Origin of the sequence: Mesorhizobium sp. M1A.F.Ca.ET.072.01.1.1, assembly GCF_004023325.1 — a bacterium.
Taxonomy (GTDB): domain Bacteria; phylum Pseudomonadota; class Alphaproteobacteria; order Rhizobiales; family Rhizobiaceae; genus Mesorhizobium.
The window spans coordinates 1-23,223 of record NZ_RZSF01000072.1 but is presented as its reverse complement, the minus strand read 5'-3'; the positions used below and the strand labels follow the sequence as shown (position 1 = coordinate 23,223).

Sequence of the window (23,223 nt, the reverse complement as noted above, 5' to 3'; positions counted from 1 at the left end):
GTCCATAGATGCAGCTCATGCGCAGCACCGCCGTCGGCAGACCATAGGACTTAGCATAATCAAGGACATACTGGTCCGCAGCGCCCTTGGAACAGCCATAGGGCGTGCAGAAACGGAGGCCGATCGTCTCGTCCACGCCATTGGCGCGGATGGCTTCGTCGCAAGGCTCGTAACGATCGTCCGTTTCCCGCACCGCGAGCTGGGGCAAGCTGCCGTAGACCTTGTTAGTGCTGGCGAAGATTACCGGGGCGCTCACCTGGCGCGCCGCCTCAAGCACGTTGAAGGTGCCTTTGAGATTGATGTCGAGGTCCTCCGCGGGATCGATCAGGCTCGTGGTCACAGCGGTCTGGGCGGCCAGATGGAAGATCGCTCTTGCTGGCGTCAGCACCGAGGCCAGTTTGGCTTGGTCGCGCACGTCCACGGCTTCAACCCTGAGATGGTTGCCGTGCTTTTGCGCCAGCCATTCGAGGTTCTGCTCGACGCCAGCTCGGCTGAGATTGTCGATGACCAGAACGGGCTCGCCATCCGACAACAGGCTGTCGGCGAGGTTTGAGCCTATGAAGCCGCTGCCGCCGATGACGGCCACCGGCGCTTTGCCAAGGCCGCGATGCCGCTCACTCATGACACCAGCCCCCGCTCTTCAAGCTCGCGCTTCATGTCGGCGCCGCGGTCGATGACGACGGTGTTGCGAACCCAGGCCGCGAATTCACCGAGGGAGTTCTCAAGCCGATGGCTCGGCTCGAAGCCAAGCAGCTCGCGCGCCTTGGCAATGTCGGCAAAGCAGTTGCGGATGTCGCCGGAGCGCGCCTTGCCGAGGATTTCGGGCGGCCGCTTCGGAATGCCCATCGCTTCTGCAAGCAATCGAGCGACCTCGCTGATGGTGTAGGACCGTCCGCTGCCGATATTGATCGCGTGGCCGGCTGCCTGGCGTTGCTCCAGCGCCAGGCGGAAAGCGCGGGCGACATCGCGCACATGGACGAAGTCGCGCTTTTGCTCGCCGTCCTCGAAGATCATCGGCCGCTTGCCGTTGGCGAGCCGCGAAGCGAAGTTGGCAAGCACGCCGGTGTAGGGATTTGCGAGCGCTTGACCGGCGCCGAAGACGTTGAACAGGCGCAATGCCACCGCATCCACGTCATAAGCCTGACCGAAGATCAGCACCGCGCGTTCCTGCGCATATTTGGTCAGCGCGTAGATCGAAGCGAGGTCAGGACGTTTCTCCTCGTCGGTCGGAATCGGCGACAGCGCTTCGCCGGCAGCCGACAGCGGGTCCCATTGGCCGATCCTGATGTCGCTTGGCTTGCGATGGGCATCGTCGATACGCCGCCCGTCTGGTGTCTTGTAGAGGCCTTCGCCGTAGATGCTCATCGACGATGCGACGACAATGCGTTCGACTGGTTTCTTGATCAACGCCTCGAGCAGGGTCGCGGTGCCGAGATCGTTGGTGCCGACATATCGGGCGATCTCGTACATGGATTGGCCGACGCCGACCTCGGCAGCGAGGTGGATGACGGTGTCGACATCCGCTACCGCGTCGGCGACCGCGTCTCGATCACGTACATCTCCCCGTATCAGCTCGGCGCCAGCTGGAATGCTGACGGCTTCATTGCCGTGCACTTGGTCCAAGAGTGCGTCCAGGACACGGACCTCGTAGCCATGCTCGATGAGTTCCTGGGCGACATGCCGGCCAATGAAACCGCAGCCTCCCGTAACCAGGACACGTTTCACGAGAACTCCTTGCCGAGTTAGCGTTGGGGCCGATTTAGCGTTGGGGCCGATTTAGCGTTGGGCTCCCGAACTTCGGGACAAAAGGTTTGTTCCCTGCTTCATCAAAGTTCCCTCCGGGGCGAAGCTGTCGGCGGGTCGCCCGCATGCCTGGGAACATTGCCCTTTGCGCGCTGTTAGGGCCGCTCACTGACGTGCGGCGAGAAAGGGAATGCCATGTCTGAAGCGAAGACGACCACCAATCACGACGAAATTCGCAAATGGGTTGAGGAGAGGGACGGCCATCCCGCCGTGGTTCGCACCAAGGGCGAGGGCGGCATCCTGCGCATCGACTTCGGCGAGCCGGAGGAAGCGCTCGAATCGATCGAGTGGGATGAGTTCTTCCGGATCTTCGACGAGAACGACCTTGCCTTCCTCCATCAGGACAAGGCCGGGAGCGGAGGAAAGAGCCGCTTCAACAAATTTGTCGAGCGGAGCGGGAATGGTTGACGCGGGCGGCGGCAGGTAACCAGCAGCGAACGCACGCAAGCGGCCCGACGGGGCGCCAGGCTGCCGCGCCGCCCCGGTTGCCTCAATCCAATGGCTTGTCGGTTGGGCGCGGGGTGGTTCCGGCCTCGCGCTTGCGACCGGCATTGCGATTGGCAACCTTACTGTCGAGCGGTGATGTCGACTGTTCCTCGGCGGCGCCGGCTGTTTTGGGAACTGCCGGTCTCGCGCCGGCGTCGCTATCCATGGCATCGCGGTCAGGACGCGGAAGGCCTTCGGCGTTCGGTGACCTGGTGGCCGGCCGAGATGTGTTTTTCAGTTGAGCCATTTGATACCTCCTTACCTGATCGCAACGACAGGGCGCCCGGGCGAGTTCCGGGCAAAGACGTGGTCACCCGTGTGGGCGCATCACGACCTTGATGCAGCCGTCCTGCTTGTCGCGAAACTTCCTGTAGAGGTCGGGTCCGGCCTCGAGCCCGGCGCGGTGGGTGATCACGAAGGACGGGTCGATGTCGCCGCTTTGGACCTTGTGCAGGAGAGGCTCGAGATAGCGTTGCGTGTGGGTTTGTCCCATGCGGAACGTCAGCCCCTTGTTCATCGCCGCGCCGAACGGGATGTGGTCGACAAGGCCGATATAGACGCCGGGCACCGAAATGGTGCCTCCCTTGCGACAGCAATAGATCGCCTCGCGCAGCACATGCGGCCGGTCGGTGCCAAGATAGACACTCGCCTTGACCTTATCGAGCATGGAATCCGGGGTGGCGCTGGCATCGGCTTCGGTGCCGACACAGTCGATGCAACTGTCCGGGCCGCGACCGTTGGTCATGGCCATCAGGGCATCGTAAATATTCAAGTTGCTGAAATCGAGGGTCTCGGCCTTGCCGTGGTCGCGCGCCATAGCAAGCCGCTCCGGCACCTTGTCGATGGCGATCACGCGACCGGCGCCAAGCATCCAGGCGCTCTGGATCGCGAACTGGCCGACCGGCCCGCAGCCCCAGATGGCGACGGTGTCGCCCTCCCGGATGCCGGCGTTCTCCGCCGCCATATAGCCGGTCGGGAAGATGTCGGAGAGGAACAGGACCTGTTCGTCGTCCATGCCGTCCGGCACCTTGATCGGGCCGACATCGGCAAAAGGCACGCGCAAATACTCGGCTTGCCCGCCCCAATAGCCACCGACCAGATGCGAATAGCCGAACAGGCCCGCGGGCGACTGGCCCATGACCTTGGCGGCCTGGTCGGCGTTGGGGTTCGACCGGTCGCAGAGTGAAAACAGGCCGTTCTGGCAAAACCAGCATTCGCCGCATGAGATATTGAAGGGAACGACGACGCGATCGCCCTTCTTGAACTTGCTGTGTCCACGGCCGACCTCCACCACTTCGCCCATGGTCTCATGGCCCAGCACGTCGCCCGATTTCATCGTCGGCATATAGCCGTCCATCAGATGCAGGTCCGAACCGCAAATGGCGCAGCAGGTAACCCTGATGATGATGTCGCGGTCGTCCTCGATCGCGGGATCAGCGACCGCGTCGCACCGGATATCGCCCTTGCCGTGCCATGTCAGCGCTTTCATCGTGCCGTTCCTGTCGATTGGAGGATTGAGTGCATCGAACTTGCGCCCGGCTGGAATGTTCCCCGGGCGGCGCCTCGCATTCATCCGTTGTTCGCGGAGCCCGGTTCGGCGGCCTTGCGATGCTGCTCGGCCAGCGTGCCGGCCGGCGTGACGTGGGCCGCGGCAGCCTGCATCTTGTTCTTCAAACCGCTAACGACCTGCTCTTTTCCGGCCATCATGGCGTCATAGCCGTCCTTGGCCACATCGGCCGGATTGTCTTTCTCCCGAGTCCCGATTTCGGTGTCCATCATGTCGGCCCGCTCGAAGAAGCGGGTCTGCGTCGCGCCGGGCATCAGCACTGTCACGGTCACACCGCTGTCCTTCGACTCATGGCGCAGCGCGATGGCGAAAGAATCGATGAAGGCCTTGGTGCCGTTGTAGACCGCTTGGAAGGTGCCGGGCATGAAGCCGGCGATGGAGCCCGTGAACAGGATCCGGCCGCGGCCACGCCGGACCATCTGCCGGCCGAGCCGATGTGCCAGATAGACCGTGCCGGTGATGTTCGTGTCGGTGACGCGGCGCGCCTTGGGCCAGTCCTGATCGATGAAGCCCCGGCCCAGGCCTCGTCCCGCGTTGAGGAACAGAAGGTCAATAGCGCGGTCACCAATCCTCGCGATCAGTTGATTGGCCCCTTCCTCGGTCGCGAGGTCGGCTTCTACCGCCTCGACTGCAACGTGGTGAGATTGCAGCGCCTCGGCAGCCTGCTCTATCGCCGGCTCGTCGGCCACGATCACCAGTTCGTAGCCATCTCTCGCACATAATTTCGCCAGTTCCTTGCCGATGCCGCTGGAAGCGCCGGTCACCACGGCGAGCTTTCCGTTTTCCATTTCGTTCTCCGACCGTTCGAGTGTGGTCCGGCCGAACATGCGCAGAGTGCGATTGTTCCGTTCGAATTCTTGGGATTCGGCAACGCGCGGCAAACGAGGCTCGGCGAGACGGAACCAATTCGGGGCACGCCTGTTCCGCCGTCAATGTGGAGCGACAGCCATGGGCATCTTTTCCGATCTGGATAAGAAACTTACCGACAACCGCTATGAGCATGGCAGCCAGCTGACCGATCCCAGCGCTGATCTGCCCCGGCGGGTCAAGGAGAGGGTCGATCTCCTCATGCCGTTCATCCAGCCGGAGGCGCGTGAGGCGGTGAGGCTGCAAATCCTCGGCATCATTCACGAGCACATATTAGATGAGACCGAGATTGGGCCTGGAGAGCCAGCGGCCAAGGAATGAGAGAAGCTGGCTGGACGCGTCATCGATTTCCGGCCGCCCTAAAGCGGCAGCGCCGAACGGAGCCAGGCGCTAGCTGATATCTATGATTTTTCGCTTCTTGGGCGTCCGGCCCGGCCTGGCCGCGGGAGGAGGCGACTTTGCCGCCGGTGCCGCGGCCAAACGCTGCTCGCGTAGTCGCGCCGTCTTTGCCTGGCGCGCCAGTCGTTCCGTCTCAAGCAGTTCGCGCGCCGCATTCGAGGTGCGCTCACGCCTGTCCTTGTCGATCTTCCGCGTCGCCACGGTCGTTCCAGATCAATTCGCCGTTGGAGCCGTATCCAACTTGCCCGAAGGCCCATTGTTCCGAATGATCCCGCGACGGACGGACGTTTCGAACGAAATGTCTGGAACTCGAATATGTCGGGCCAAGCCCTTGTCGGAAGCTCCCGTTGCTTCTCCCGCCGGGAAGTTCAGCGCTGCTTCCCGGTTCAGCCGGCTGAAGCCGACGCGATGCGCCGGCCTGCGACGTCGGAACCGAAGCGGTGCGTTCGCCGTTCCGGCTGCATTCCTGTCGCCAAGGAGATCGCCATGGCGCCGCGTCCCGCCTGGAGCGGTTATCTCAAACTGTCGCTGGTCACCTGCGCCGTCGAATTGACGAACGTCGTGACCCATGCCGAGAAGGTTTCCTTCCACGTGCTCAATCGCAAGACCCGCAACAGGGTCCGGCGCGTCTATGTCGATGCCGAGAGCGGCAAGCCGCTGGATAAAGACGACGAGGTCAGGGGCTACGAAGTCGGCAAGGACGAATTCATCTTCATCGAAGAGGAAGACATCGAGGCGGTGCAGATCGAGTCTTCGCACACGCTCAATCTCGACGGCTTCGTCGACAAATCGTCGATCGAGCAGATCTATCTCGACGCGCCCTACTACGTCACGCCCGCCGACAAGGTCTCGGAAGAGGCCTTTGCGGTGATCCGCGACGCGCTGGCAGAAAAGAAGATGGCCGGGCTCGCTCGCATCGTGCTCTATCAGAGGGAACGCCCGGTGGTGGTCGAGTCGCGCGGCAAGGGCATGATGCTGACCACCCTGCGTTATGGCGACACCGTGCGCGAGCCCGCCGGCGTCTTCGCCGAGATCAAGTCGGGAAAGCCCGACAGCGAGATGATCGGGTTGGCTGAGCACATCATCGATAAGCAGAAGGGCAAGTTCGATCCCACCGAGTTCCGGGACCGATATCAGGAGGCACTGCTGGAACTGGTTCGCGCCAGAAAGGCCGGCAGGAAGGCGCCGAAAGCCAAGGCGGAACCCAAGCCGTCCAATGTGGTCAATTTGTTCGATGCGCTGAAAAAGAGCCTCGGCGCGGAGGCCGGGGCAAAACCCAAATCCCCGAAGTCCAGGGGAGCGCCGAAACGAAAAAAGACGAAGAATTCTGCACGGGGGCGCAAGTCGGCATAGCAGTTGTCTGTGCGGTGAGCGACATCAAGCTGGCTTGCAGGCCGAGGCAAACAAGGCTGGAGGCTTGGCGCCTTCGCCGAGGAGGAATTCGGGTAACGCTCAGCGCGGGCTAAAACACCGTCCGTGGCAGAAGAGCACGAGCTCGAGGATTTCGCTCGCCGGCGGCACCGAGCACGATCCAAAAATCTATCCGTTGCGTTCCTCGCTTTCACGCAACAGCCGCACGATCGCATCGACTGGGGACGGATCGGCCGCCGGCTGGATTTTCCGTCGCCAAAGATGGCGAAGAAGCTTTTTCAACATGGGCATGCACATACTCCCTAGCTACCAGACCTTGCATCGGGCGTTCCGGGTTGGAGCGCCTCGGCGAGCCGGCATCGGCATCAACCCAGGCGAGCGGCAAGCAGGAAAGCGGCGCCCGCCAGAACCACGAGCGCTGCAATCACCAGCACCGGCCCGTTTCTGCTCGGCTGAAGGCCGGGCGCGTTCTGGGGGCGCCGCATGGCGTCGGCGAAGCTCGCCTGATTGGTGAATTTCGGTTCATCTGGTGCGACGCGATGGGCGGAACTCGTCGACCCTCCCGCCTCTGCATCCGTTTCCTGCGGGGCGGCAGAAGGGTCGAATCCGGGCGTCTTGTCCCGGGTAATGCCCATCTGCATTTCGCCTCGACCCTCGGCGGGTGTTCGCTTGCTCGGTGAGGTCATCGGACAGCTCCTTCGCTACCAAACATCTGTCCGGCGTCGGTGTTCCCACGGGATCTTGAACGCGAAGTAGAAACGCTGCTGTCCAGGAACTCGTTTCCGGGAAGGGGGAACTATCGCTGCCGCCAATCGCTGAGCGCGGCCGGAACATTTCCTGTTGGGCAGCTTTTACCTTCGTTATCTAAGATGACGAGGCACCGATGCAGGTTCTCGAGACCCAAATAGTTTCCAACTCGGAAGGCGTGGTGACAGTCGAATTTCTCGGTGAGGGCGGCGAAAAGATTGCCGTCACAATGGCTGGATCCGATCCACGGCCGACGTACGGCGACACCGCTCTTATCGATCGCGCCAAAGAGATGATGGTGCAGTGCGCGGTTTTCGAGACCGTGGAACACCGGTCCGCGCAGGAGAGCAACCGCGACCTCAGCGAGCCCGCCAAGCCGGACAGCCCCTTCACATTCGAATATCGCGACCATGATGGCATGCGGCAGCTGAAGGGCGTGGAATTCCCGAATCTGGAGGCCGTGCATGACGAGGCGCTGCGTTCGGCGATTGATTTGCTTGACGACACGGCCGCCGAAGGTGGGCAGCAGGGCTGGGCCGTCCGGGTTCGCGACGCCAACGGAAAGATCGTGCTGGCGATCGACTTCGACGAGGCGAAACGGAAAAAGGCGGCAGCGGAATGAGGACCGCGGGCTGCGTGGCCTGAGAAAGAACCATGCTCCCGTTCCTATCACTGGATATGATATATTCGACAAGCGCCTGCATCTTAGTCCAGCCTGGGCTCGCAACTGAAACGCCGTGCAGTCCTGCACTTGCGGAACCTGTCGATTGTCTGCATTCCAAATGAATTCCGTGTTCATCCGGAACTTTGGGGACGACTGTCAGTTCGATGATTTGCAGGCGCCGCTTTTTGGCGCCTGCCGGAGATCGGTGGGAAACACTGATCGGCCCGCACCTCAGACGCGGGCCTGCCGACCCCGCCAGGACAAGCCGGTCAGCCAAGTATGGACGGGAGCCTATCATGAAACACCAAACGCTCGACCAACTGCACGCAGTCGCTGATATCAATCCGCTGGTGCCGCTCACGACAAGGACTGAAAAGATAGAGAGGTGGGCAGAACTGCTCGAGCGGAATCCGTTGCGCTGTCTCGCCGCGCTCACCGGCACCGAGTATCTCTATCCAGGCATGCGGGAAGAGGCGCGGGCGGCTGGATCCCCGCTGACGGTTGCGTTCGAAGACCCGTTGCTCAGGGCCTCGGGCCTGCAGTCCGATACCTATGGGGAAGCCAAACGCTTCTTTGAACTCTCCGATTGGCAGTTGCATGAAGTCGTCTGCAGCTGCCATGCCGGCGCAACCATGCAGGCCAGTTGGGCTGCTGGACGCGTCCGGAGAATTGTCACAGGCAATCGCATTTTTGCCTGGCTGAGAAGCCGCTTCATACACTGACTGCGTCTCAACTGCTCGCTATCGCGGCTGTTGCGACAGCCGCCGGCGGCGCTCGGACGTTGATCCATCCGCGGAGCGATAGGTCCATGAAGAAGGCATGAGCGCAAATAGTTCGGCGCCGGAGCCTTGCTCGCGCGAGCTCCCGCCGGCTTGTCCCTCCAAGGCCTGGCGAACCAAGGGCGCGCGAGACCGCAATGCAGCGAAGACGGCGATGCGCCGATCGAAAGGCCCTGCCTCAGCCGTTCTGGTCGATCGCGTGGGGCGCTGGCTGCTGGCTCCCGCCGCTCGGGCGCTCGGGCTCTCGGCCGATCCAGGCCCACACGGTTATCAACAAAATCACCACGATCGCGATCACTGCAACGATCCGGGGCATCAGAAATCCTTTCGTCCGCTGCTAGCCGCCCGGCTTGTTCGTGTTTGGAGCCGAAGCCGCGCCGACTGTCGGATCGGGCGCAACCGGACCGCGCTTGGCCTCCGAACTCTGTTTGCCTAATTGGGCGATGGCGTGTTTGTTCCATCGGACTGATGGGAGCCGATTGCCCGCGTCCCTCATCGGCCAGGTCGGGGAACGCTCTTCTGACGATCTTGTTATCCTCCAGATCAACCCGGAGAGAGTCATGGGCAAGGAAGAGAACCGCCGCGAGACCGGCGCCAGGAAGTACCCGGCCAACACCGATCCGGATCCCTCAGACCGGTTTTCGCAGGCTGCGGCCAGCAACGAAAAGCCTCACGATCGCTTTGGGCTCACCCGCAGACAGGGCGAGGTGGAAGACAAGACACATCAGTCGGAAGGGCAAAACCCTCCGGGACGGGCGACGCCTGGTCGTCCTGCAACGGAAAAGGCTTCCGGAGCGGGCCCATCGGTCGCCGAGCAATCCAAGAATGCAAAGGCGCCCAAAGGCGGCCGCCGGCCTGGTGCCTACGTGAAAGAACAGTAGCGTTCGCTCGCCGCATCACCTCTGCGCCGAAGGTTCCGCATCAGCGCGATGTCGAATGCAACCGTCCATCGCCTACACGCCGAAGGGGTAGGTGTCGGGGACACCGCGCGTCGCATGCTCCGGCCCGAGCGGCGTCACGGCGGTGGTTTCATCGAACCAGACGAAGGCGTCGAATTGCCGCGCAAGCGAGGCGTCGGCATAGTGGCTGTGCAGTTCCGTTTCCGGCCGATAGATCACTCCGATGAACCGTTCCAGCCGACGTTCGGTCAGCCGATCATGAAGGACTGGATCAGCTCCAAGGTCGAGCAGGAAACGAGCGGTGCCGGCGTCGTGGCAAAGCCGCTCATAGCTGTCCTCGCGCGAAGGCCGCACGGACATGATCTCCATTTCGCCGTCCCAATGCTTGGCTGCAGCGACCGTGCCGGCATGCGTGCCGAAGCCGATGAGGGCTACGTCGTCGCCGAACCGCTGGCGGCAGAGCTGACCGATGTTCACTTCGTCCCTGACGATTCCCATCTCCGTGAAGCGAGCGTCGCCGATATGGGAGTTGTGCGCCCAGACCACGGCCTTGGCATCGGGGGAACGCGCTTCGATAACATGTTGCAGCGTGTCGAACATGTGCGTGTCGCGCAGGTTCCAGGATTGCGCGCCGCCATAGTACATCACGCGATAGTAGTGCTCGGCGGAGGCGATGAGCCGGGCGTTCTGCGCGGCATCGAACAATTCGTCGCCGTCCTGGCCGGCGTGATCGAACTGACGCGACAGCATGTCCCGGCACTGCCGCAGCACCGCCTCCTCGCATTCCCGGTAGCCTCGGGTTAGCGCCGCCCGGCCATAGGTGGCGGGTTCGTGCTGCCACGGCGTCAGGCAGCCGTAGCGTTCGCGGGCAATGCTTGCCGCCTCCGGATCGATGCGGTCGAGATATTCCAAAACCGCCGCGATCGAGCCTTTCATATTGTAGATATCGAGGCCGTAGAACCCTGCCTGGCTTGCCGGTGTTTCGATCTGCTCGTTGTGCGCACGCAGCCACTCCACGAATGCCGCGAATTCGGCGTTGCGCCACATCCAGGTGGGAAACCGCTGGAAAGGCATGTCGGCGCGCGGCGAAGGTGGGCGGTGGCGCACATAGCGGTCGATCGCCGCGGCGTCGGGCCAGTCGGCTTCAGCGGCGACGATCGTGAAGCCATGTTTCTCGATCAGTCTTCTGGTGATCCAAGCCCGCGCCCGATAGAACTCGGATGTGCCGTGGCTCGCTTCGCCGAGCAGCACGATCCGCCGGTCGGCAAAGCGATCGAAGGCCTCCACAAAGGCGGGATCATCGAATTCAGGAAGCGGTTCGGCCGCCGCGGCAATCATCTGCGGAAGACTGCGCGCTGGCAAGAGCGGGGAGATACGGCTGGTTCGGATGCGGTTGTCCTCCTGCCAGCCTTCTTCGCCGATCAAAGGGACAAAGCGCACCGCACCGAAATCTTCCTCGCTGTAGGTGGAAGCGCCAGTGCGGGTGACTTTGAGGAGACGCTGCTCGTCAGGGTCATCTCCGACCGGAATGACCAACTTGCCGCCGACATCCAACTGCTGCTGCAGCGCGAGCGGCGCGCCGGGCCCGCTCGCCGCGACGACGATGGCATCGAACGGTGCCGCTTCGGGCCAGCCCTTGGTGCCGTCGCCGGTGCGCACCTCGATGTTGCGATAGCCAAGCGTCTCGAAGCGCCGTCTCGCGGTTTCCGCCAGGCCGGCGTGCCGTTCCATCGTGTAGACATGATCGACGATGCGGCTCATCACGGCGGCGGCGTAGCCAGATCCCGTGCCGACCTCGAGGACGTGATCGCCGGGCCCGATCTCAGCCATTTCCAGCATGAACGCGACGATATAGGGCTGCGATATCGTTTGGCCCTCGGCAATCGGCAGCGGTCCATCCTCATAGGCAAATTCTTCGAAGCCAGGGTCCACGAAAGTCTCGCGTGGGACCTCGCGCATCGCTGCCAGGATCTCACGATCATGAATGCCGCGGCGGCGGAGATGAACATCGACCATTCGGCGACGTTCGCGGGACAGGTCGAGCATGTGCATCCTCAACAGGAAGTTGGAATCGCAAGCGGCTGCGGCAGCGTCATCCCTCGGCCTCCATCATCGTCCTGGCCGGCTCTCGCGCGACGTTCTCCTCGATCCGCTCGCGCCCCGGAGTCTCCGGCAGCGCCTTGCGGAATTCTTGGCATAATCGGGTGGCATCTTCGGCGGTTTTTCCGCAAAGCCTCCATGACGCCGTTGATGCCATCGCCGGGCAGGCCGAACATGACCTCGACATCCCAAGCAACTCGAGTGTCGACGAAGATTTCGGCTGCATTTGGCATGGCAAGGTTCCAATGATTGCCTTCCGAACCAGTAGGGCGGCAGTTGGTTCCCTTGCCCACGCCATCAGGCCACCGCCTCGCAAGGAGCGAATTCGCGGGAACGAGCGAGCCGGACGCGGATTGAATCCCCAGTCGCCAACGAGCAAAGCGCCAGGATTGGCGATTAGCCGGAAGGGTTGATCATGAGCGAGCCACTGAAAACCACAAATCACGAGGTGATCCGGGCTTGGATTGAAGCCCGCGAAGGCAGACCTGCAGTCGTGCGGACTGCAGGCAAGGGAGCGGTGCTGCGCGTCGACTTCGGCGAGCACGAAGAGGATCTGCAGCCCGTCGAATGGGAAGAGTTCTTCGCCATATTGGATGAGAACGAACTTGCCTTCGTGCACCAAGACCTAACGGCGGAAGGTTTGCCCAGCCGTTTCAACGAATTCGTCGAGCGCGGATGAGAGAAGCGCCAGGCGATCAGGCGGAAAGCAACTCGCTCGCCTGATGCTCGCTGCTTACGCCTGCCGCTATTGATTGCCCGGCATTTTGTTGCTGCCTTGCGGATCCTTTTCTATGCCGGCGGCGGGAGACGTGTCCTGGGGTGCGTTTCCGCCCTGGTTCTGCTCGGGTGCCCGCTTCAACGGTGCCGTCGGCCAGCTACTCTGGACATAGGCGAAGGCCCAGTAACATGCCAACAGCACAACCACTGTCAGGATCAGCGGCAACAGCACTCGTCTCACGCTGACTCCTATTTGCTCTGCTGACGGTAATCGCCGGCCCGCGGATCGAATCCGGTCCAGCCGCCAGCTTCGTAGTCGTTCCGCCGTTCGCCGATGTCCACCGACCTGGAATCGTGGAGGATCGCTTGTGCTTGCGGAGCGAGGTCATCTTCGACGCGAGCGGTAAGCAGAGTGCCGCCCCGGCGAATGCCTTCGGCATAGACATGGGCGTCGCCCTCCGACACGCCGCCGTCGGTCAGACTGCCGATGATGCCGCCGGCCGCTCCACCGACAACTGCGCCCGCGGCCGCGCCCGCGGCTGTCGCCGCCAGCCAGCCAGCCGCCACGACCGGACCGACGCCAGGTATTGCTATGGCGCCGAGGCCCGTCGCCAAGCCGCCGGCGCCGCCCACGACCGCCCCGATCCCGGCTCCACTGGCTGCATCTTCGGCGGCCGCGGAAGAATGCCGGCCGTCGGCATTGTTGGCGATGATGCTGAGATCGCTCGGCGGTACGCCCATGGACTCCAGCTCGCCCACGGCATCGGCGGCATCGTCATAATCGTCGAACAGTGCGGTGATCGTCTGCATTTTGATGTCTCCTATCGATTACTATCGGCCGGCAAAGGTTTGCGCGTTATCGGCTGCGACCACCGGAAAAGACGAGGAGGTCGCAGCGACGGCTAATGGCGCGAGAAGTGTCCGCATGTTCATGGCTTCCAGCTCCTGTGCTCGATGGGCCGGAGCCGAACAAGCGACTCAGGGCTTTGTTCCAGTCTGAGCCTGTCGATTTTCAGATGGCGTCTGCCGGAAATGTGATCCGAAGGCCGCGTTCCACGACAAGCCCACCTCAGAGGTTCTTGCTCGCCGCAGTCGCTTGGACGGAACGGCCTTTCCTGCTGCTGCGGTTTGGTAAAGAGGTCGCTCTCGGCAAAGAGACAGCGCGCATACCGGCGGCTCAAACGAACTGGCCGGTACCGTCTGCGATTTCCTTCGGCCGTTTGGCTCAGGGTGCCGCAACGGCCGGACATGGTCGCCAAGGCGATCCCGCCGGGCGCGTAGGCGGCTGACCATGCAGGCCGCCTACTCCGTTGGACAGGAACATTTGCAGCCGTTATCGGTTAGCTCAAGACCAGCGATAGGTTGCTGGAGAAACCACCTTCGACAGGAAGGAAAACGCCATGTTCGGCTCCGATTTATGGCTGTTCGTTGTTGCCGGCGGTCCGCTGATCCTTCTCATTGCGATCATCTACGTGCTTTTCACCCGCCGTCACAGAGGCCCAGTCGAACGGCGCGAGAGCGACCGCGCGACCGAGCGCTTGTACCGCGAGCAAAAGGACTAGCGCACCAGCCAAGCTGTCGCGCCCAAGTCGTTTTCACGCGATTTCGGCAACGCTCCGCGCGCGGCGCGGCTTGCCTGATCTCCGGACGGTGTTGCCGGGCCCATTTCGCAAGCTCCGACAGCGGAACAAGCGGGCCCCGCGGCTGTTATCGAAAGGTCCGAAATCGGAGCAGCAGTTGATGACCAACGACGAGTTGCCGGTTCTGCCAGCATCGCTCCCCGTGATCGACGCGAAAGCCGAGCCAACGCTGAAAAGCGCAGCGGCGGAAGCGTTCTACACCCATGCGATCCGCGAGCTCGCCGCTACCGACATTCCTTTCCTGGTCGCCGGGACCTACGCGGTGAGCGCCTATACCGGCGTGGTTCGGCAAACCAAGGATCTGGATATCTTCTGCAAGGCCGGAGATTGCGCGCGCATACTCGAGCACTTCAAGAACATCGGCTATGCGGTCGAGATCCGGGACGATCGCTGGCTCGGGAAGGTCTTCGAGGGCAAGCATTTCTTCGATGTTATCTTCGCCTCGGCCAACGGCACAATGCAGGTCAAGGATCAGTGGCTGGAGCATGCCCGCCAAGTCGAGCTGCTGGGCAGCCGGGTCCGGATCATCGGCCCAACGGAGCTCATCTGGTCGAAATGCTTCATCCAGGACAGAGGACGCCACGACGGCGCCGACATCGCCCACACCATCCTCAAGGCGCACGACCAGATCGACTGGCAAAGGCTGCTCGCCTATCTCGATGTCCATTGGGAAGTGCTGCTGATGCAGGTCCTCAACTTCCGGTGGATCTATCCCAGCGAGCGGGACCGCATCCCAGACTGGCTGCTCGACGAACTGCTGGGCCGGCTTGCGCGGCAACGGCAGCTGCCGTCGCCCAAAATGAAGATCTGCCGCGGCCGCCTGCTGTCGCAGGTCGACTATGAGATCGACGTCAAGGAATGGGGGTTTGCCGGCGTCGGCGGCGTTGGAGAGATGCGCGATGCCTGAACCAGCCACATCAGCGAAATCAAACGGCAACGATGTCATCAAGGTCGCCGCCATGGGCGACCTGCATGTTCAGGAAGATGCCCAGACCTCGTACCGCGACCTGTTCGGCGAGATATCGCGCGAGGCCGACGTCCTGGTCCTTACAGGCGATCTCACCAATCTCGGAAAACCGCGTGAGGCGGAACTTCTTGCCGAGGATCTGCGCGCATGCTCGATTCCCGTGGTCGCGGTTCTCGGCAACCATGACTACGAATCCGGTTGCGTCGAGCAGATCGCTGCAACGCTCCGCCAGGCGGGGGTCCATCTCCTCGATGGCCAGGCGATCGAACTGAACCATGTCGGCTTCGTCGGCGTGAAGGGTTTTGTCGGCGGCTTCGGTCGAAGGATGCTGGGCTCCTTCGGCGAGCCGGCCATCAAGGCCATGGTGGCCGAAAGCGTCAACGAGGCAATGCGGCTCGAGAATGCTATGCGGCAGGTGCGCGCCAAGCGCACGCTCGTGGTGCTCCACTATGCGCCGGTCCCGGAGACCGTGGCGGGAGAGCCTCCGGAAATCTTTCCGTTCCTCGGCTCCTCGCGGCTGGCCGAAACCATCGATCGCTTCAAGGTAAGCGCCGTGGTGCATGGCCATGCCCATCGCGGCTCGTATGAAGGCCGGACCCCTGGTGGGGCCAGCGTCTACAACGTCGCCATGCATATCGCGAAGCCGACCGGCCGTCCTTACGCGCTGCTCGAAATCTGAGGCGCAGCGCTGCCTGCCGCTTCGGAACCATGCCGGCAGCGATGAGTTGTGCAGGAGACCAACGGAACCAACTTCGATGCCTGACCCCAGACAACCGGATCCCGATCGCGACACGCCGATGCCGGCGCCCAGCTGGAAACCGGAGCCGGTCAGGAAGCCGGAGCGGCACGGGCTGCCGGACGAGGCGCCGCGCCCAAATCCCGATGAAACCGACGATCCGCCGGCGCCTGCCGGGCGCATCCGGACGGAGTAAGCTCGATGGCTGCGCCTCGCGCGATCTGGAAAGGCTTCATGAAGGTCGGATCGGTTTCATGCGGCGTCAAGATCGTCGGCGCCACCAGCGAAGCGTCGAAGATCCATTTCAGGATATTGAACCGGAGGGACGGCCTGCCGGTGAAAAGCGCCTATGTGGATGAGGAGACCGGCGAACCGGTGGACGCCGAGGACCAAGTCAAGGGCTTCGAGACCGACAAGGAGGATTTCATCCAGATCGAGCCCGAGGAGATCAAGGCGCTGAAACTCACCTCCGAGCACACGCTGGAAATCGGCGAGTTCGTGCCGGTCGCAGACATCGACGCGCGCTATCTCGAAAAGCCCTATTACCTCATTCCGGCGGAGGATGCTTCCGCAGAGGCGTTCAACGTCCTTCGGGAGGCCATGAAGAACAAACGGGTGGCGGCGCGATCCTGTGTCGTCCTCTACCAGCGCGGACGCGAGGTTCTCATCCAGCCCTTCGGCAAGGGAATGCTTCTCACCGAGCTGCGGGACCGCAATGAGATGGTTTCGGAGGCGACGGTGTTCGAAGGGCTGAAGAAGCAGGACTACGAGGCGGACCTGCTCGAGATCGCCGGCCTGCTGATCGACAAGAAGGCGACGAAGTTCGATCCTTCGAAATTCGAGGATACATACGAGAACGCGCTGATCGCCATGATCGAGGCCAAGCGCAAAGGCAAGAAGCTGCCCAAGGCGGCGCCGAAACCGCGTGAGAACGTCATCAATCTGGCCGACGTTCTGCGCAAGAGCCTTGCCAAGGAGGGCATCGCCGCGAAAGGCGCGAAGCAAGGCAAACGCAAGTCAGCTTGACGCCAAGAAAGGCCGCTCAGACCTCGTCGAACCGGCTTCCTTCCTTGGAGGGATCGCGCGCGAGGACCCGCTCCTCCTCGTCGTCCGGGAGTGCCTCGTCACTTTCCTGATAGGGATTGTCGTCGTCTTCTTCGGGGAGCGTTCCCTCCGCTTCTTCATCGTCCTGCGGGTCGCCGTTGACGGCGACGCTGTCGGGCAGGATCCGGCCGCCCTCAAGCGCGTCCCAGTCCTGCTGCTCGACTGCCGGAGCCTCGGTTTCGTCCTGATTTGCGGTGCGTTGCTTTTTACGCGGGTCCATCTCGTTCTCCAATGCTGCAAGCCTATCCGGCTCGCGGTTCGCTCAGTTGGAAAACCGCTCAGGCGATTGGTGGTTCCGCCTGTTGCAGCAAGTGGCGGCCGTTGTGGCGTCGCCTCTCGCTGGTAGGTGTCCTACGCGATCTGTTCGAACGTGCATTGGCGCGGCGCCTTGTCGGGCCGCCAGCGCACCAGCCTTGTTCCATGCCGGAATCGGTCGCCGGTGACATGGTCGAAGCGGACCTCCACGACCAATTCGGGCCGCACCGGCTCCCATTCTCCGCTGCGCTCGGTGCTCCAGCGGCTCGGGCCGCCGGGTGCCTTGCCGGTGAAGCCGAGCCCGCCGCGCAACGCTTCAAGCCTCCTGGTCAGCGCCGCTCGCTCGTCACTGGCGATGGTCGAGGTGAAGCCGACATGGTCGAGCTGGCCACGGTCGTTGTAGAGGCCAAGCAGCAGCGAGCCGATCTGGCGCTTGCCGCTCAGGTAGCGAAAGCCACCGACCACGCAGTCTGCTGTGCGCAGCCGCTTGACCTTGATCATGGTTCGCTCGCCCGGGCGATAGGGTTCGGCCAGTGCCTTGGCGACCACGCCATCGGTGGCACCTCGGCCGGCGCCGCGCAACCATCGTCTGGCGGTCGCGAGGCTCGTTGTGGCCGGCGAGAGCTTCAGCCCGGCGTTCTCTGCCCTGGCAACGAAGTCCTCGATCGCCCGGCGCCGATCGGGCAAGGGCAAATCGAGCAACATCTCGCCTCCCGGGGCAGCCAGTGCATCGAACAGGATCAACCGCGCCGGTGTTTCCGCGCTCAGCTTGCGGATACGGCTCTCGGCCGGATGAAGGCGCATCTGCAGCGCGTCGAAGGAGACGCGCCCGTCGATCTCGATCACGATCTCGCCGTCCACGACGAATTGCCTTGCGGCGAGGTCGCGCAGCATCGTGATCAGTTCGGGAAAATACCGGCCGAGCGGCTTGCCGGATTTGGCGCGAAGCTCGACGGCGTCGCGACCCTTGAAGGCCAGGCAGCGAAACCCGTCCCATTTGGGTTCGTACTGCCAGGGACCTTCAGGCAACGCGTCCGCGGTCCGCGCCTCCATCGGCGGCGTATCCAAAGACAGCGGAAACTCGGGGCTCGATATCGCCGGTTGGGACGTGATCCTGGAGGTCTCCATCTCGGTAGAACGTTCGACCAGACCTGTAGTTTCCGGTCGGCGGGAACGAGTTGCACGGCGAGGCGTTGCCTCACCAAAGTTCAGAAACCAAATGTCAAGCTTTGACCGCGTCGGGCACTTCTTCACCAGAGCGAACATGAACTTCCGACAGGAAATCCGATGTCGGCTTCCGGCTTGAGCTATGGTCCTCTGGGCGAGCGCTGCGCGCATCTATGCGTCGACATGCAGAAATTGTTCGCGGAACCTTCGGAATGGGCCACGCCGTGGATCACCCGCGTTCTTCCAAGGATCGTCAGCCTCGTCGAATGGAAAGCCGAGCAGACCGTCTTCACGCGCTTCGTGCCGGCTGAAAAGCCTGGCCTGGGTGCCGGCACCTGGAGGCGCTACTATGAGCGCTGGGCGTCGATGACGATCGAAAATGTCGGGCCAGAGATGGTCGGGTTGCTGCCGCCGCTGTCATCCTTCTGTCCGCCGGCGCAGGTGATCGACAAGCATGTTTATTCGCCCTGGCCGGAGGGCAGACTACAGACGGCACTTGCCGCGCGCAGCATCGACACCCTGGTGGTCACGGGAGGCGAAACCGATGTTTGCGTGCTCGCAACCGTCCTGGGGGCGATCGACATCGGATATCGCGTGGTGCTGGTCACGGATGCGCTTTGCAGTTCATCGGACGCGACGCACGATGCCCTGATGACCGTCTACCATCAGCGCTTCGCGCAACAGGTCGAGACCGTCGAGATGGAGACGGTCCTTTCGGCCTGGACCTGAACGTTATGAGACGATCCGCACCGGCTACAGCCGAAAGCGACCGATCAACTGCTGTTTGACGGGAACCGCAATGTTTCTCCGAAATTGCGCAGGCAGGGAGTGTGTAGATGCCTAAACCAGCGAAACGGGAAAAAGCTCGCAAGCCAAATCCGTCTGACCCCAACCCAAAGCAAAAGCCGCCGAGGGACACGCGCGAAAACCCGACACGGAATCCGGATGGTCCTGGCGAATTGCCGGACACGGCCACGCGAGAAGAAGTCGAGACAGTCAGGCCTAACCTGAAACGCTAGTACCGGTAGGCGTGATTTCCGAGGCGCGACGCTTTGATGTTGTGGAGATAGGCCGCGCGAAGATTGACCTTGCCGGCCCGACAAGACTGCGACTGCCGGCCAAAAAAGAAACCCCGGCTGCAGTGGTTGGGTGGGGGGCACCGCAGCCGAGGTCAATGTTTTTCTCAGAACTGTGGCGCCGTTTGCTCCAAACCGCAAATCTCGCTCTTAAGGTCGAGACAGGCTTGCGCGCAGCTTTTAGGAGCATAATTCCTGTTTAGCAACTTCAGGTTGTCATCCTTTCGGTCATATTAGCCACCTAAGATATAATTACCAAATTGTTAACCAGGATTAATGCGCCTTTTCCACAGCATCGTAGTATGCGTTTGAGGCTGGATTACCTCAATGGAGCGGGGATCCCATACGTCCGTGGGTTGGGCCGGCGTATGCACTACTCCTTGAATCTATTCCTCACTTAGCAGCTAGTCGCCCGACACAACGGTAAACGAGCGTAACAGTTCATGCCGCTGACAAGCCCTGCGTGGGAGTCAAAACAAAAAGGGGAGAGAGCAAAGTCGGCGGCGGAGAGGAGTAAATAAGGCGATGGGACATCTTCAAATTTCCGAGTCTTGGAAGGATGCGACGGGGTCGTTGCAGAACGGGCATCTGACGGACGTGAACGGGCTCGGCACGTCTGATCTCGAAGAAGGACACCCGACCGAAGGTCTGGTGGTAATTGTGGACAAGCGGGCACTCGAGCGCGAATGTCTTGCTCGAGGCCTTATCGAACATAATCCGGCTTTGCGCGTCAGCGCCGTAGGATCTCTTGATGAGATTCAGCACGTCGCCGGCGGGGCGGAGGCTTCCGCGATCCTCGTTATTCTCGGCGCCAGAAAGGTGACCGACCAGAGCGTTCGGGCGGAACTTGTGCACCTCATCTCCGAGGTCGGCGCCGTACCCGTAATCGTCGTGGTGGATTCCGACGAGCCGGGGGAGATCCTTGCGGCTCTCGAATGCGGCGCCCGCGGCTACATTCCCACGAGCGTCAAGGTGAAGGTCGCTGCCGAGGCCATCGGTCTCGCCCGCGCCGGAGGAATCTTCGTGCCCGCCAGCTGCGTGCTGGCGCTTCGCGAGATCATCCATTCGACGGCAAATGGCGCCCGTCCGCTCGCCGGAATGTTCACCTCGCGCGAGGCCGCGGTCGTGGAAGCGCTCAGGAAAGGCAAGGCCAACAAGATCATTGCCTACGAGCTCAACCTCTGCGAGAGCACGGTCAAGGTCCATATCCGCAACATCATGAAAAAACTGAAAGCCACGAACCGCACTGAGGTGGCCTACAAGCTTAGACAGATGATGCTTTGAAGGCTGCCCAGGCCTGGTGCCTGGCAATAGAACGACGCGCACGCCGATCCTCGACGTGGAGGCGGACCTATTTCAGGTCCGCCTCCCTTCGAGATTCAAGAGTAGGACCGTGCCTGCAGGTCTTGAAACGGATGCGCTCAGGCCGATGCTCAGGCATGTTCCCGGTCGAGCATCTCGAATCCTGCCTTCACGAGAAATCCAACACTGTCGCGGCCCAACTCCGCACCGCGATATGCTGCTTCGGCAGCCTTCAGGCCTCCCGTCAGTCTGCGGATCACCGGAGCCGCTCCGAGTATCTCGAGCGGCAGGCCCAGCTCGCCGCGGTTGGGGCGCTTCGGCGGCCATACCCTCAGGCCGAAATAGCTGGCGGCCGAGCGGTCGATCCCGCCGCTGAACTGCACCAGCAGCGCCTGGCGCGTTCTCCTGGCGATGCGGCCCAGGCTGTTGATGTCCATCGGTGGTTTGGCTGAGGGCCGCATAGCGACGATGATCACCTCCCATGCATCATCGGTCAGCAGAACCGGATGGGAAAAAACACCAACTCTTGCTCCACGTTCGGCGAGCATACGCTCGAGGAATGGTGCGCAGGGCGTGTCGCAGACGACGGCGAATCTCGAGGCACGCTGATCGACGCCGGCATCCTCGAGTAAGACCCGGCATAAGCGCGCGAATTCCGGCATCAGGTCTATGGCCGGGTGACCGAGATTTGGAGCAGCAACCTTGATGCCGGCCTCGTCACAGGCATCGAAGTCCAATACGCCTTGCCGAAGCTCCCAAGGCTCGGCCATGAGCGAAACGACCGCATGAGAGGGCAAGAGCTCGATGAGCGATCTCGAAATCGGTCCGACCTGGGGACAATTGGTGATGAGGTCGACCTCCTGCCATTTGCGGCTTTCGATGCGATTCGTCACTTCCACGCGTTCGGCGACCTTGGCGTATTCGGCAAATGCCAACGTCGCGTCCGCGGCCGCCGCCAGGCTCGGATGTCTGGAGGATACGCGGGTGAGTGCAACGACACGGTCCGCATTGGCGAGCGCCGCGGCTGTCGCAGTCACCGCCTGATAGCCCGTCGCCGCGCCAACCACCACAGTGAGGCCGGAGAGATCAAGATCGAGCAAAGCTATCTGCTTGCGGACGACGGCAAGTGCTTCCGTATGGTCGACCTCCAGAACATGACGAGTGCCCGGTCTTGCGGGGAAGTCACCGGACGAAGGCTTCGGAATGGGCGTCACGTTGCGTGCTCCACTGACAGGCTGGCAGGCATTCTTTCGACGCGGAAGATCTGTCTCGTCGAATCTCGTCGCATGCGCGCGCATGGTTTTCAGGCATTGCCAGACGGCTGCCGGCTCGCCCATCCGGCACCAGTGGCTCCAGACATTCTCTCGGCATCCTCGCCATCAGAGCTAGGGCCTGAATTCAGTCGGCGGTCTGGATCGCCCCTAGCCGGACCAGTTCCATTTCGTCGATCACGAATACAGTCGAACTTGCCCGAACTGCTACTGCAGAAAATGGGTGCCAGTGTTACGCCGTTTGATCAGAAGGCTTATCGACACCGCGCCGGCAATACGCGTTCAGGCTAAGAGGCTAACCGGCGCCAGATAGGGCGCTACCTCCTTTGCGGTTCTTGCCGGGAATGATCCGCCGCGTGAAGTTGAGCGCTAAAATCAGCCGTTTCCTTGGCGAAGCTCATGACAATCAGCGCATTCGACACGAACCCCCGCAGACCCGGAATAGGCGTCGGTCAAAACCATCGTCCGCTTGGGGGGCGGCGCAAGAGGATCATGGACGTCGCCGTCGCATCGATAGCGCTTGTGCTTGCCGCTCCGATCATGCTTGTGGTTGCCCTCTTGATTTTGGCGACCGACGGCGGACCGGCGATATTCTCTCACACCCGGGTCGGCTTCAACGGCAGGCGTTTCGCCTGCTACAAATTCAGGACCATGGTTGCCAACTCCCAGCAGGTTCTGGCCGACTATCTTGCGAGCAATCCCGAAGCCGCCAAGGAGTGGGAGCAGAATTTGAAATTCAAGAACGATCCGCGCGTCACCTTCCTGGGGCACATTCTCAGAAAGTCGAGCCTGGATGAGTTGCCTCAGCTCATCAACGTGCTGCGCGGCGACATGAGTTGCGTCGGTCCTCGGCCGGTCGTCCCCGACGAACTGCAACGTTACGGCGCCTGCGCGATCGACTATCTTCGAACCCGGCCCGGGCTGACCGGCGCGTGGCAAGTGACGGGCAGAGACGCAATAGACTATCCCAGCCGTGTCTCCCTCGACAGCCGCTACGTGCGAAACTGGTCCATATGGGCCGACGTCGTCATTCTCGTTCGGACGGTCTTCGCCGTGATGAGATTCGATCACGCGTCCTGACTGCCTAGGAAGGCAGCGAGCATTGGCGGCATCGCCGCTTTTCAAAAGATCCGGCGCCAGCGACGAAATGGCAGCCCCAGTCCGTCAATGCTCATCGGTCACGGCGCGACGCCACACGATGCCGAGGAAGACGCCGAGCAGGTAGGCGCCCTGCAGCGTGACAACGAAAAGCAGGATCGAAAGCAGACGGTCCCAGGCAAACAGGCTGCCGATGCCGCCTGCAATG

28 protein-coding genes are annotated in these 23,223 nt (G+C 62.1%); 15 read left to right on the top strand and 13 right to left on the bottom strand.

What is annotated here, in order from left to right; all coding sequences use genetic code 11:
- On the bottom strand, nt 1–622 hold a 622-nt coding region (locus EOA32_RS13155; RefSeq protein WP_128371978.1), incomplete at its 3' end, for an NAD-dependent epimerase/dehydratase family protein.
- Nucleotides 619–1,725 carry an SDR family NAD(P)-dependent oxidoreductase gene (locus tag EOA32_RS13150; protein ID WP_095831597.1) on the bottom strand — a complete coding sequence of 369 codons (1,107 nt, stop codon included), beginning with the start codon at nt 1,723–1,725 and terminating at the stop codon, nt 619–621. The genes EOA32_RS13150 and EOA32_RS13155, both read right to left, overlap by 4 nt.
- Before the next feature lie 213 nt (nt 1,726–1,938).
- Here EOA32_RS13150 and EOA32_RS13145 point away from each other — a divergent pair, with 213 nt between their 5' ends.
- Nucleotides 1,939–2,211 carry a hypothetical protein gene (locus EOA32_RS13145; RefSeq protein WP_128371977.1) on the top strand — a complete coding sequence of 91 codons (273 nt, stop codon included), beginning with the start codon at nt 1,939–1,941 and terminating at the stop codon, nt 2,209–2,211.
- A gap of 388 nt (nt 2,212–2,599) precedes the next feature.
- On the opposite strand, the gene EOA32_RS13140 is transcribed toward EOA32_RS13145, so the two are convergent.
- Nucleotides 2,600–3,778 carry a zinc-dependent alcohol dehydrogenase gene (locus EOA32_RS13140; RefSeq protein WP_128371976.1) on the bottom strand — a complete coding sequence of 393 codons (1,179 nt, stop codon included), beginning with the start codon at nt 3,776–3,778 and terminating at the stop codon, nt 2,600–2,602.
- Between the two features lie 80 nt (nt 3,779–3,858).
- Nucleotides 3,859–4,644 (bottom strand): SDR family NAD(P)-dependent oxidoreductase, encoded by a 786-nt coding sequence (locus tag EOA32_RS13135; protein WP_128371975.1) that lies wholly within the window; start codon nt 4,642–4,644, stop codon nt 3,859–3,861.
- Nucleotides 4,645–4,804: 160 nt separating this feature from the next.
- Here EOA32_RS13135 and EOA32_RS13130 point away from each other — a divergent pair, with 160 nt between their 5' ends.
- Nucleotides 4,805–5,044 carry a hypothetical protein gene (locus EOA32_RS13130; protein ID WP_128371974.1) on the top strand — a complete coding sequence of 80 codons (240 nt, stop codon included), beginning with the start codon at nt 4,805–4,807 and terminating at the stop codon, nt 5,042–5,044.
- Nucleotides 5,045–5,113: 69 nt separating this feature from the next.
- On the opposite strand, the gene EOA32_RS13125 is transcribed toward EOA32_RS13130, so the two are convergent.
- Nucleotides 5,114–5,323 carry a hypothetical protein gene (locus EOA32_RS13125; RefSeq protein ID WP_066992002.1) on the bottom strand — a complete coding sequence of 70 codons (210 nt, stop codon included), beginning with the start codon at nt 5,321–5,323 and terminating at the stop codon, nt 5,114–5,116.
- A gap of 285 nt (nt 5,324–5,608) precedes the next feature.
- Here EOA32_RS13125 and EOA32_RS13120 point away from each other — a divergent pair, with 285 nt between their 5' ends.
- On the top strand, nt 5,609–6,475 hold the full coding sequence (locus tag EOA32_RS13120; protein WP_128371973.1) for a Ku protein: 867 nt from the start codon (nt 5,609–5,611) through the stop codon (nt 6,473–6,475).
- A gap of 383 nt (nt 6,476–6,858) precedes the next feature.
- Here EOA32_RS13120 and EOA32_RS13115 read toward each other — a convergent pair whose 3' ends face one another.
- Nucleotides 6,859–7,134 carry a hypothetical protein gene (locus tag EOA32_RS13115; protein ID WP_245499257.1) on the bottom strand — a complete coding sequence of 92 codons (276 nt, stop codon included), beginning with the start codon at nt 7,132–7,134 and terminating at the stop codon, nt 6,859–6,861.
- A 335-nt stretch (nt 7,135–7,469) separates the two neighbouring features.
- Between EOA32_RS13115 and EOA32_RS13110 the strand changes: the two genes are divergently transcribed.
- Nucleotides 7,470–7,862 carry a hypothetical protein gene (locus EOA32_RS13110; protein WP_128371971.1) on the top strand — a complete coding sequence of 131 codons (393 nt, stop codon included), beginning with the start codon at nt 7,470–7,472 and terminating at the stop codon, nt 7,860–7,862.
- 338 nt (nt 7,863–8,200) lie between these two features.
- Nucleotides 8,201–8,626 (top strand): hypothetical protein, encoded by a 426-nt coding sequence (locus EOA32_RS13105; protein WP_066992011.1) that lies wholly within the window; start codon nt 8,201–8,203, stop codon nt 8,624–8,626.
- A 235-nt stretch (nt 8,627–8,861) separates the two neighbouring features.
- Here EOA32_RS13105 and EOA32_RS38600 read toward each other — a convergent pair whose 3' ends face one another.
- Nucleotides 8,862–8,999: a hypothetical protein gene (locus EOA32_RS38600; protein ID WP_156752600.1), complete on the bottom strand. Its 138-nt coding sequence runs from the start codon at nt 8,997–8,999 to the stop codon at nt 8,862–8,864.
- A 244-nt stretch (nt 9,000–9,243) separates the two neighbouring features.
- Between EOA32_RS38600 and EOA32_RS13100 the strand changes: the two genes are divergently transcribed.
- Nucleotides 9,244–9,564, top strand: a complete 321-nt coding sequence (locus EOA32_RS13100; protein ID WP_128371970.1) for a hypothetical protein — start codon at nt 9,244–9,246, stop codon at nt 9,562–9,564.
- Between the two features lie 72 nt (nt 9,565–9,636).
- On the opposite strand, the gene EOA32_RS13095 is transcribed toward EOA32_RS13100, so the two are convergent.
- Nucleotides 9,637–11,628 carry a protein-L-isoaspartate(D-aspartate) O-methyltransferase gene (locus EOA32_RS13095; RefSeq protein ID WP_128371969.1) on the bottom strand — a complete coding sequence of 664 codons (1,992 nt, stop codon included), beginning with the start codon at nt 11,626–11,628 and terminating at the stop codon, nt 9,637–9,639.
- A 469-nt stretch (nt 11,629–12,097) separates the two neighbouring features.
- Between EOA32_RS13095 and EOA32_RS13085 the strand changes: the two genes are divergently transcribed.
- Complete coding sequence (locus EOA32_RS13085; protein ID WP_128371967.1) at nt 12,098–12,361, top strand: hypothetical protein; 264 nt, start codon at nt 12,098–12,100, stop codon at nt 12,359–12,361.
- A 66-nt stretch (nt 12,362–12,427) separates the two neighbouring features.
- Here EOA32_RS13085 and EOA32_RS13080 read toward each other — a convergent pair whose 3' ends face one another.
- Together EOA32_RS13080 and EOA32_RS13075 are read right to left on the bottom strand one after the other, a co-directional pair.
- Nucleotides 12,428–12,640: a hypothetical protein gene (locus EOA32_RS13080; RefSeq protein WP_082980370.1), complete on the bottom strand. Its 213-nt coding sequence runs from the start codon at nt 12,638–12,640 to the stop codon at nt 12,428–12,430.
- An 8-nt stretch (nt 12,641–12,648) separates the two neighbouring features.
- Nucleotides 12,649–13,209 carry a hypothetical protein gene (locus EOA32_RS13075; RefSeq protein WP_066992020.1) on the bottom strand — a complete coding sequence of 187 codons (561 nt, stop codon included), beginning with the start codon at nt 13,207–13,209 and terminating at the stop codon, nt 12,649–12,651.
- 590 nt (nt 13,210–13,799) lie between these two features.
- On the opposite strand from EOA32_RS13075, the gene EOA32_RS38595 reads away from it, so the two are divergent.
- The 5 genes from EOA32_RS38595 to EOA32_RS13060 all read left to right on the top strand — a co-directional run bounded on the left by EOA32_RS38595 (nt 13,800) and on the right by EOA32_RS13060 (nt 16,768).
- Nucleotides 13,800–13,961, top strand: a complete 162-nt coding sequence (locus tag EOA32_RS38595) for a hypothetical protein (protein WP_082953723.1) — start codon at nt 13,800–13,802, stop codon at nt 13,959–13,961.
- Nucleotides 13,962–14,139: 178 nt separating this feature from the next.
- The gene (locus EOA32_RS13070) at nt 14,140–14,946 is read left to right on the top strand and encodes a nucleotidyltransferase (RefSeq protein ID WP_095827588.1); all 807 of its coding nucleotides are present in this window, start codon (nt 14,140–14,142) and stop codon (nt 14,944–14,946) included.
- Nucleotides 14,939–15,685, top strand: a complete 747-nt coding sequence (locus tag EOA32_RS13065) for a metallophosphoesterase (protein ID WP_095827587.1) — start codon at nt 14,939–14,941, stop codon at nt 15,683–15,685. The genes EOA32_RS13070 and EOA32_RS13065 overlap by 8 nt, the downstream gene beginning before the upstream one ends.
- A gap of 76 nt (nt 15,686–15,761) precedes the next feature.
- A complete protein-coding gene (locus EOA32_RS38590; RefSeq protein WP_095783951.1) occupies nt 15,762–15,938 on the top strand; it encodes a hypothetical protein in 177 nt (58 codons plus the stop codon).
- 5 nt (nt 15,939–15,943) lie between these two features.
- Complete coding sequence (locus EOA32_RS13060) at nt 15,944–16,768, top strand: Ku protein (RefSeq protein WP_066992028.1); 825 nt, start codon at nt 15,944–15,946, stop codon at nt 16,766–16,768.
- A 16-nt stretch (nt 16,769–16,784) separates the two neighbouring features.
- Here the strand turns inward: EOA32_RS13060 and EOA32_RS13055 are convergent, their stop codons facing one another.
- Together EOA32_RS13055 and EOA32_RS13050 are read right to left on the bottom strand one after the other, a co-directional pair.
- Complete coding sequence (locus EOA32_RS13055) at nt 16,785–17,066, bottom strand: hypothetical protein (protein WP_066992031.1); 282 nt, start codon at nt 17,064–17,066, stop codon at nt 16,785–16,787.
- Nucleotides 17,067–17,197: 131 nt separating this feature from the next.
- On the bottom strand, nt 17,198–18,229 hold the full coding sequence (locus EOA32_RS13050; protein WP_128371966.1) for an ATP-dependent DNA ligase: 1,032 nt from the start codon (nt 18,227–18,229) through the stop codon (nt 17,198–17,200).
- Nucleotides 18,230–18,388: 159 nt separating this feature from the next.
- On the opposite strand from EOA32_RS13050, the gene EOA32_RS13045 reads away from it, so the two are divergent.
- Nucleotides 18,389–18,997 (top strand): cysteine hydrolase family protein, encoded by a 609-nt coding sequence (locus EOA32_RS13045; RefSeq protein WP_095783954.1) that lies wholly within the window; start codon nt 18,389–18,391, stop codon nt 18,995–18,997.
- Nucleotides 18,998–19,941: 944 nt separating this feature from the next.
- Complete coding sequence (locus tag EOA32_RS13040) at nt 19,942–20,628, top strand: response regulator transcription factor (protein WP_245299539.1); 687 nt, start codon at nt 19,942–19,944, stop codon at nt 20,626–20,628.
- Between the two features lie 149 nt (nt 20,629–20,777).
- On the opposite strand, the gene EOA32_RS13035 is transcribed toward EOA32_RS13040, so the two are convergent.
- The gene (locus EOA32_RS13035; protein ID WP_095827585.1) at nt 20,778–21,860 is read right to left on the bottom strand and encodes a hypothetical protein; all 1,083 of its coding nucleotides are present in this window, start codon (nt 21,858–21,860) and stop codon (nt 20,778–20,780) included.
- Nucleotides 21,861–22,409: 549 nt separating this feature from the next.
- Between EOA32_RS13035 and EOA32_RS13030 the strand changes: the two genes are divergently transcribed.
- Entirely contained in the window at nt 22,410–22,997 is a 588-nt protein-coding gene (locus EOA32_RS13030) for a sugar transferase (RefSeq protein ID WP_170950320.1), read from the top strand.
- Nucleotides 22,998–23,223: the final 226 nt, after the last annotated feature.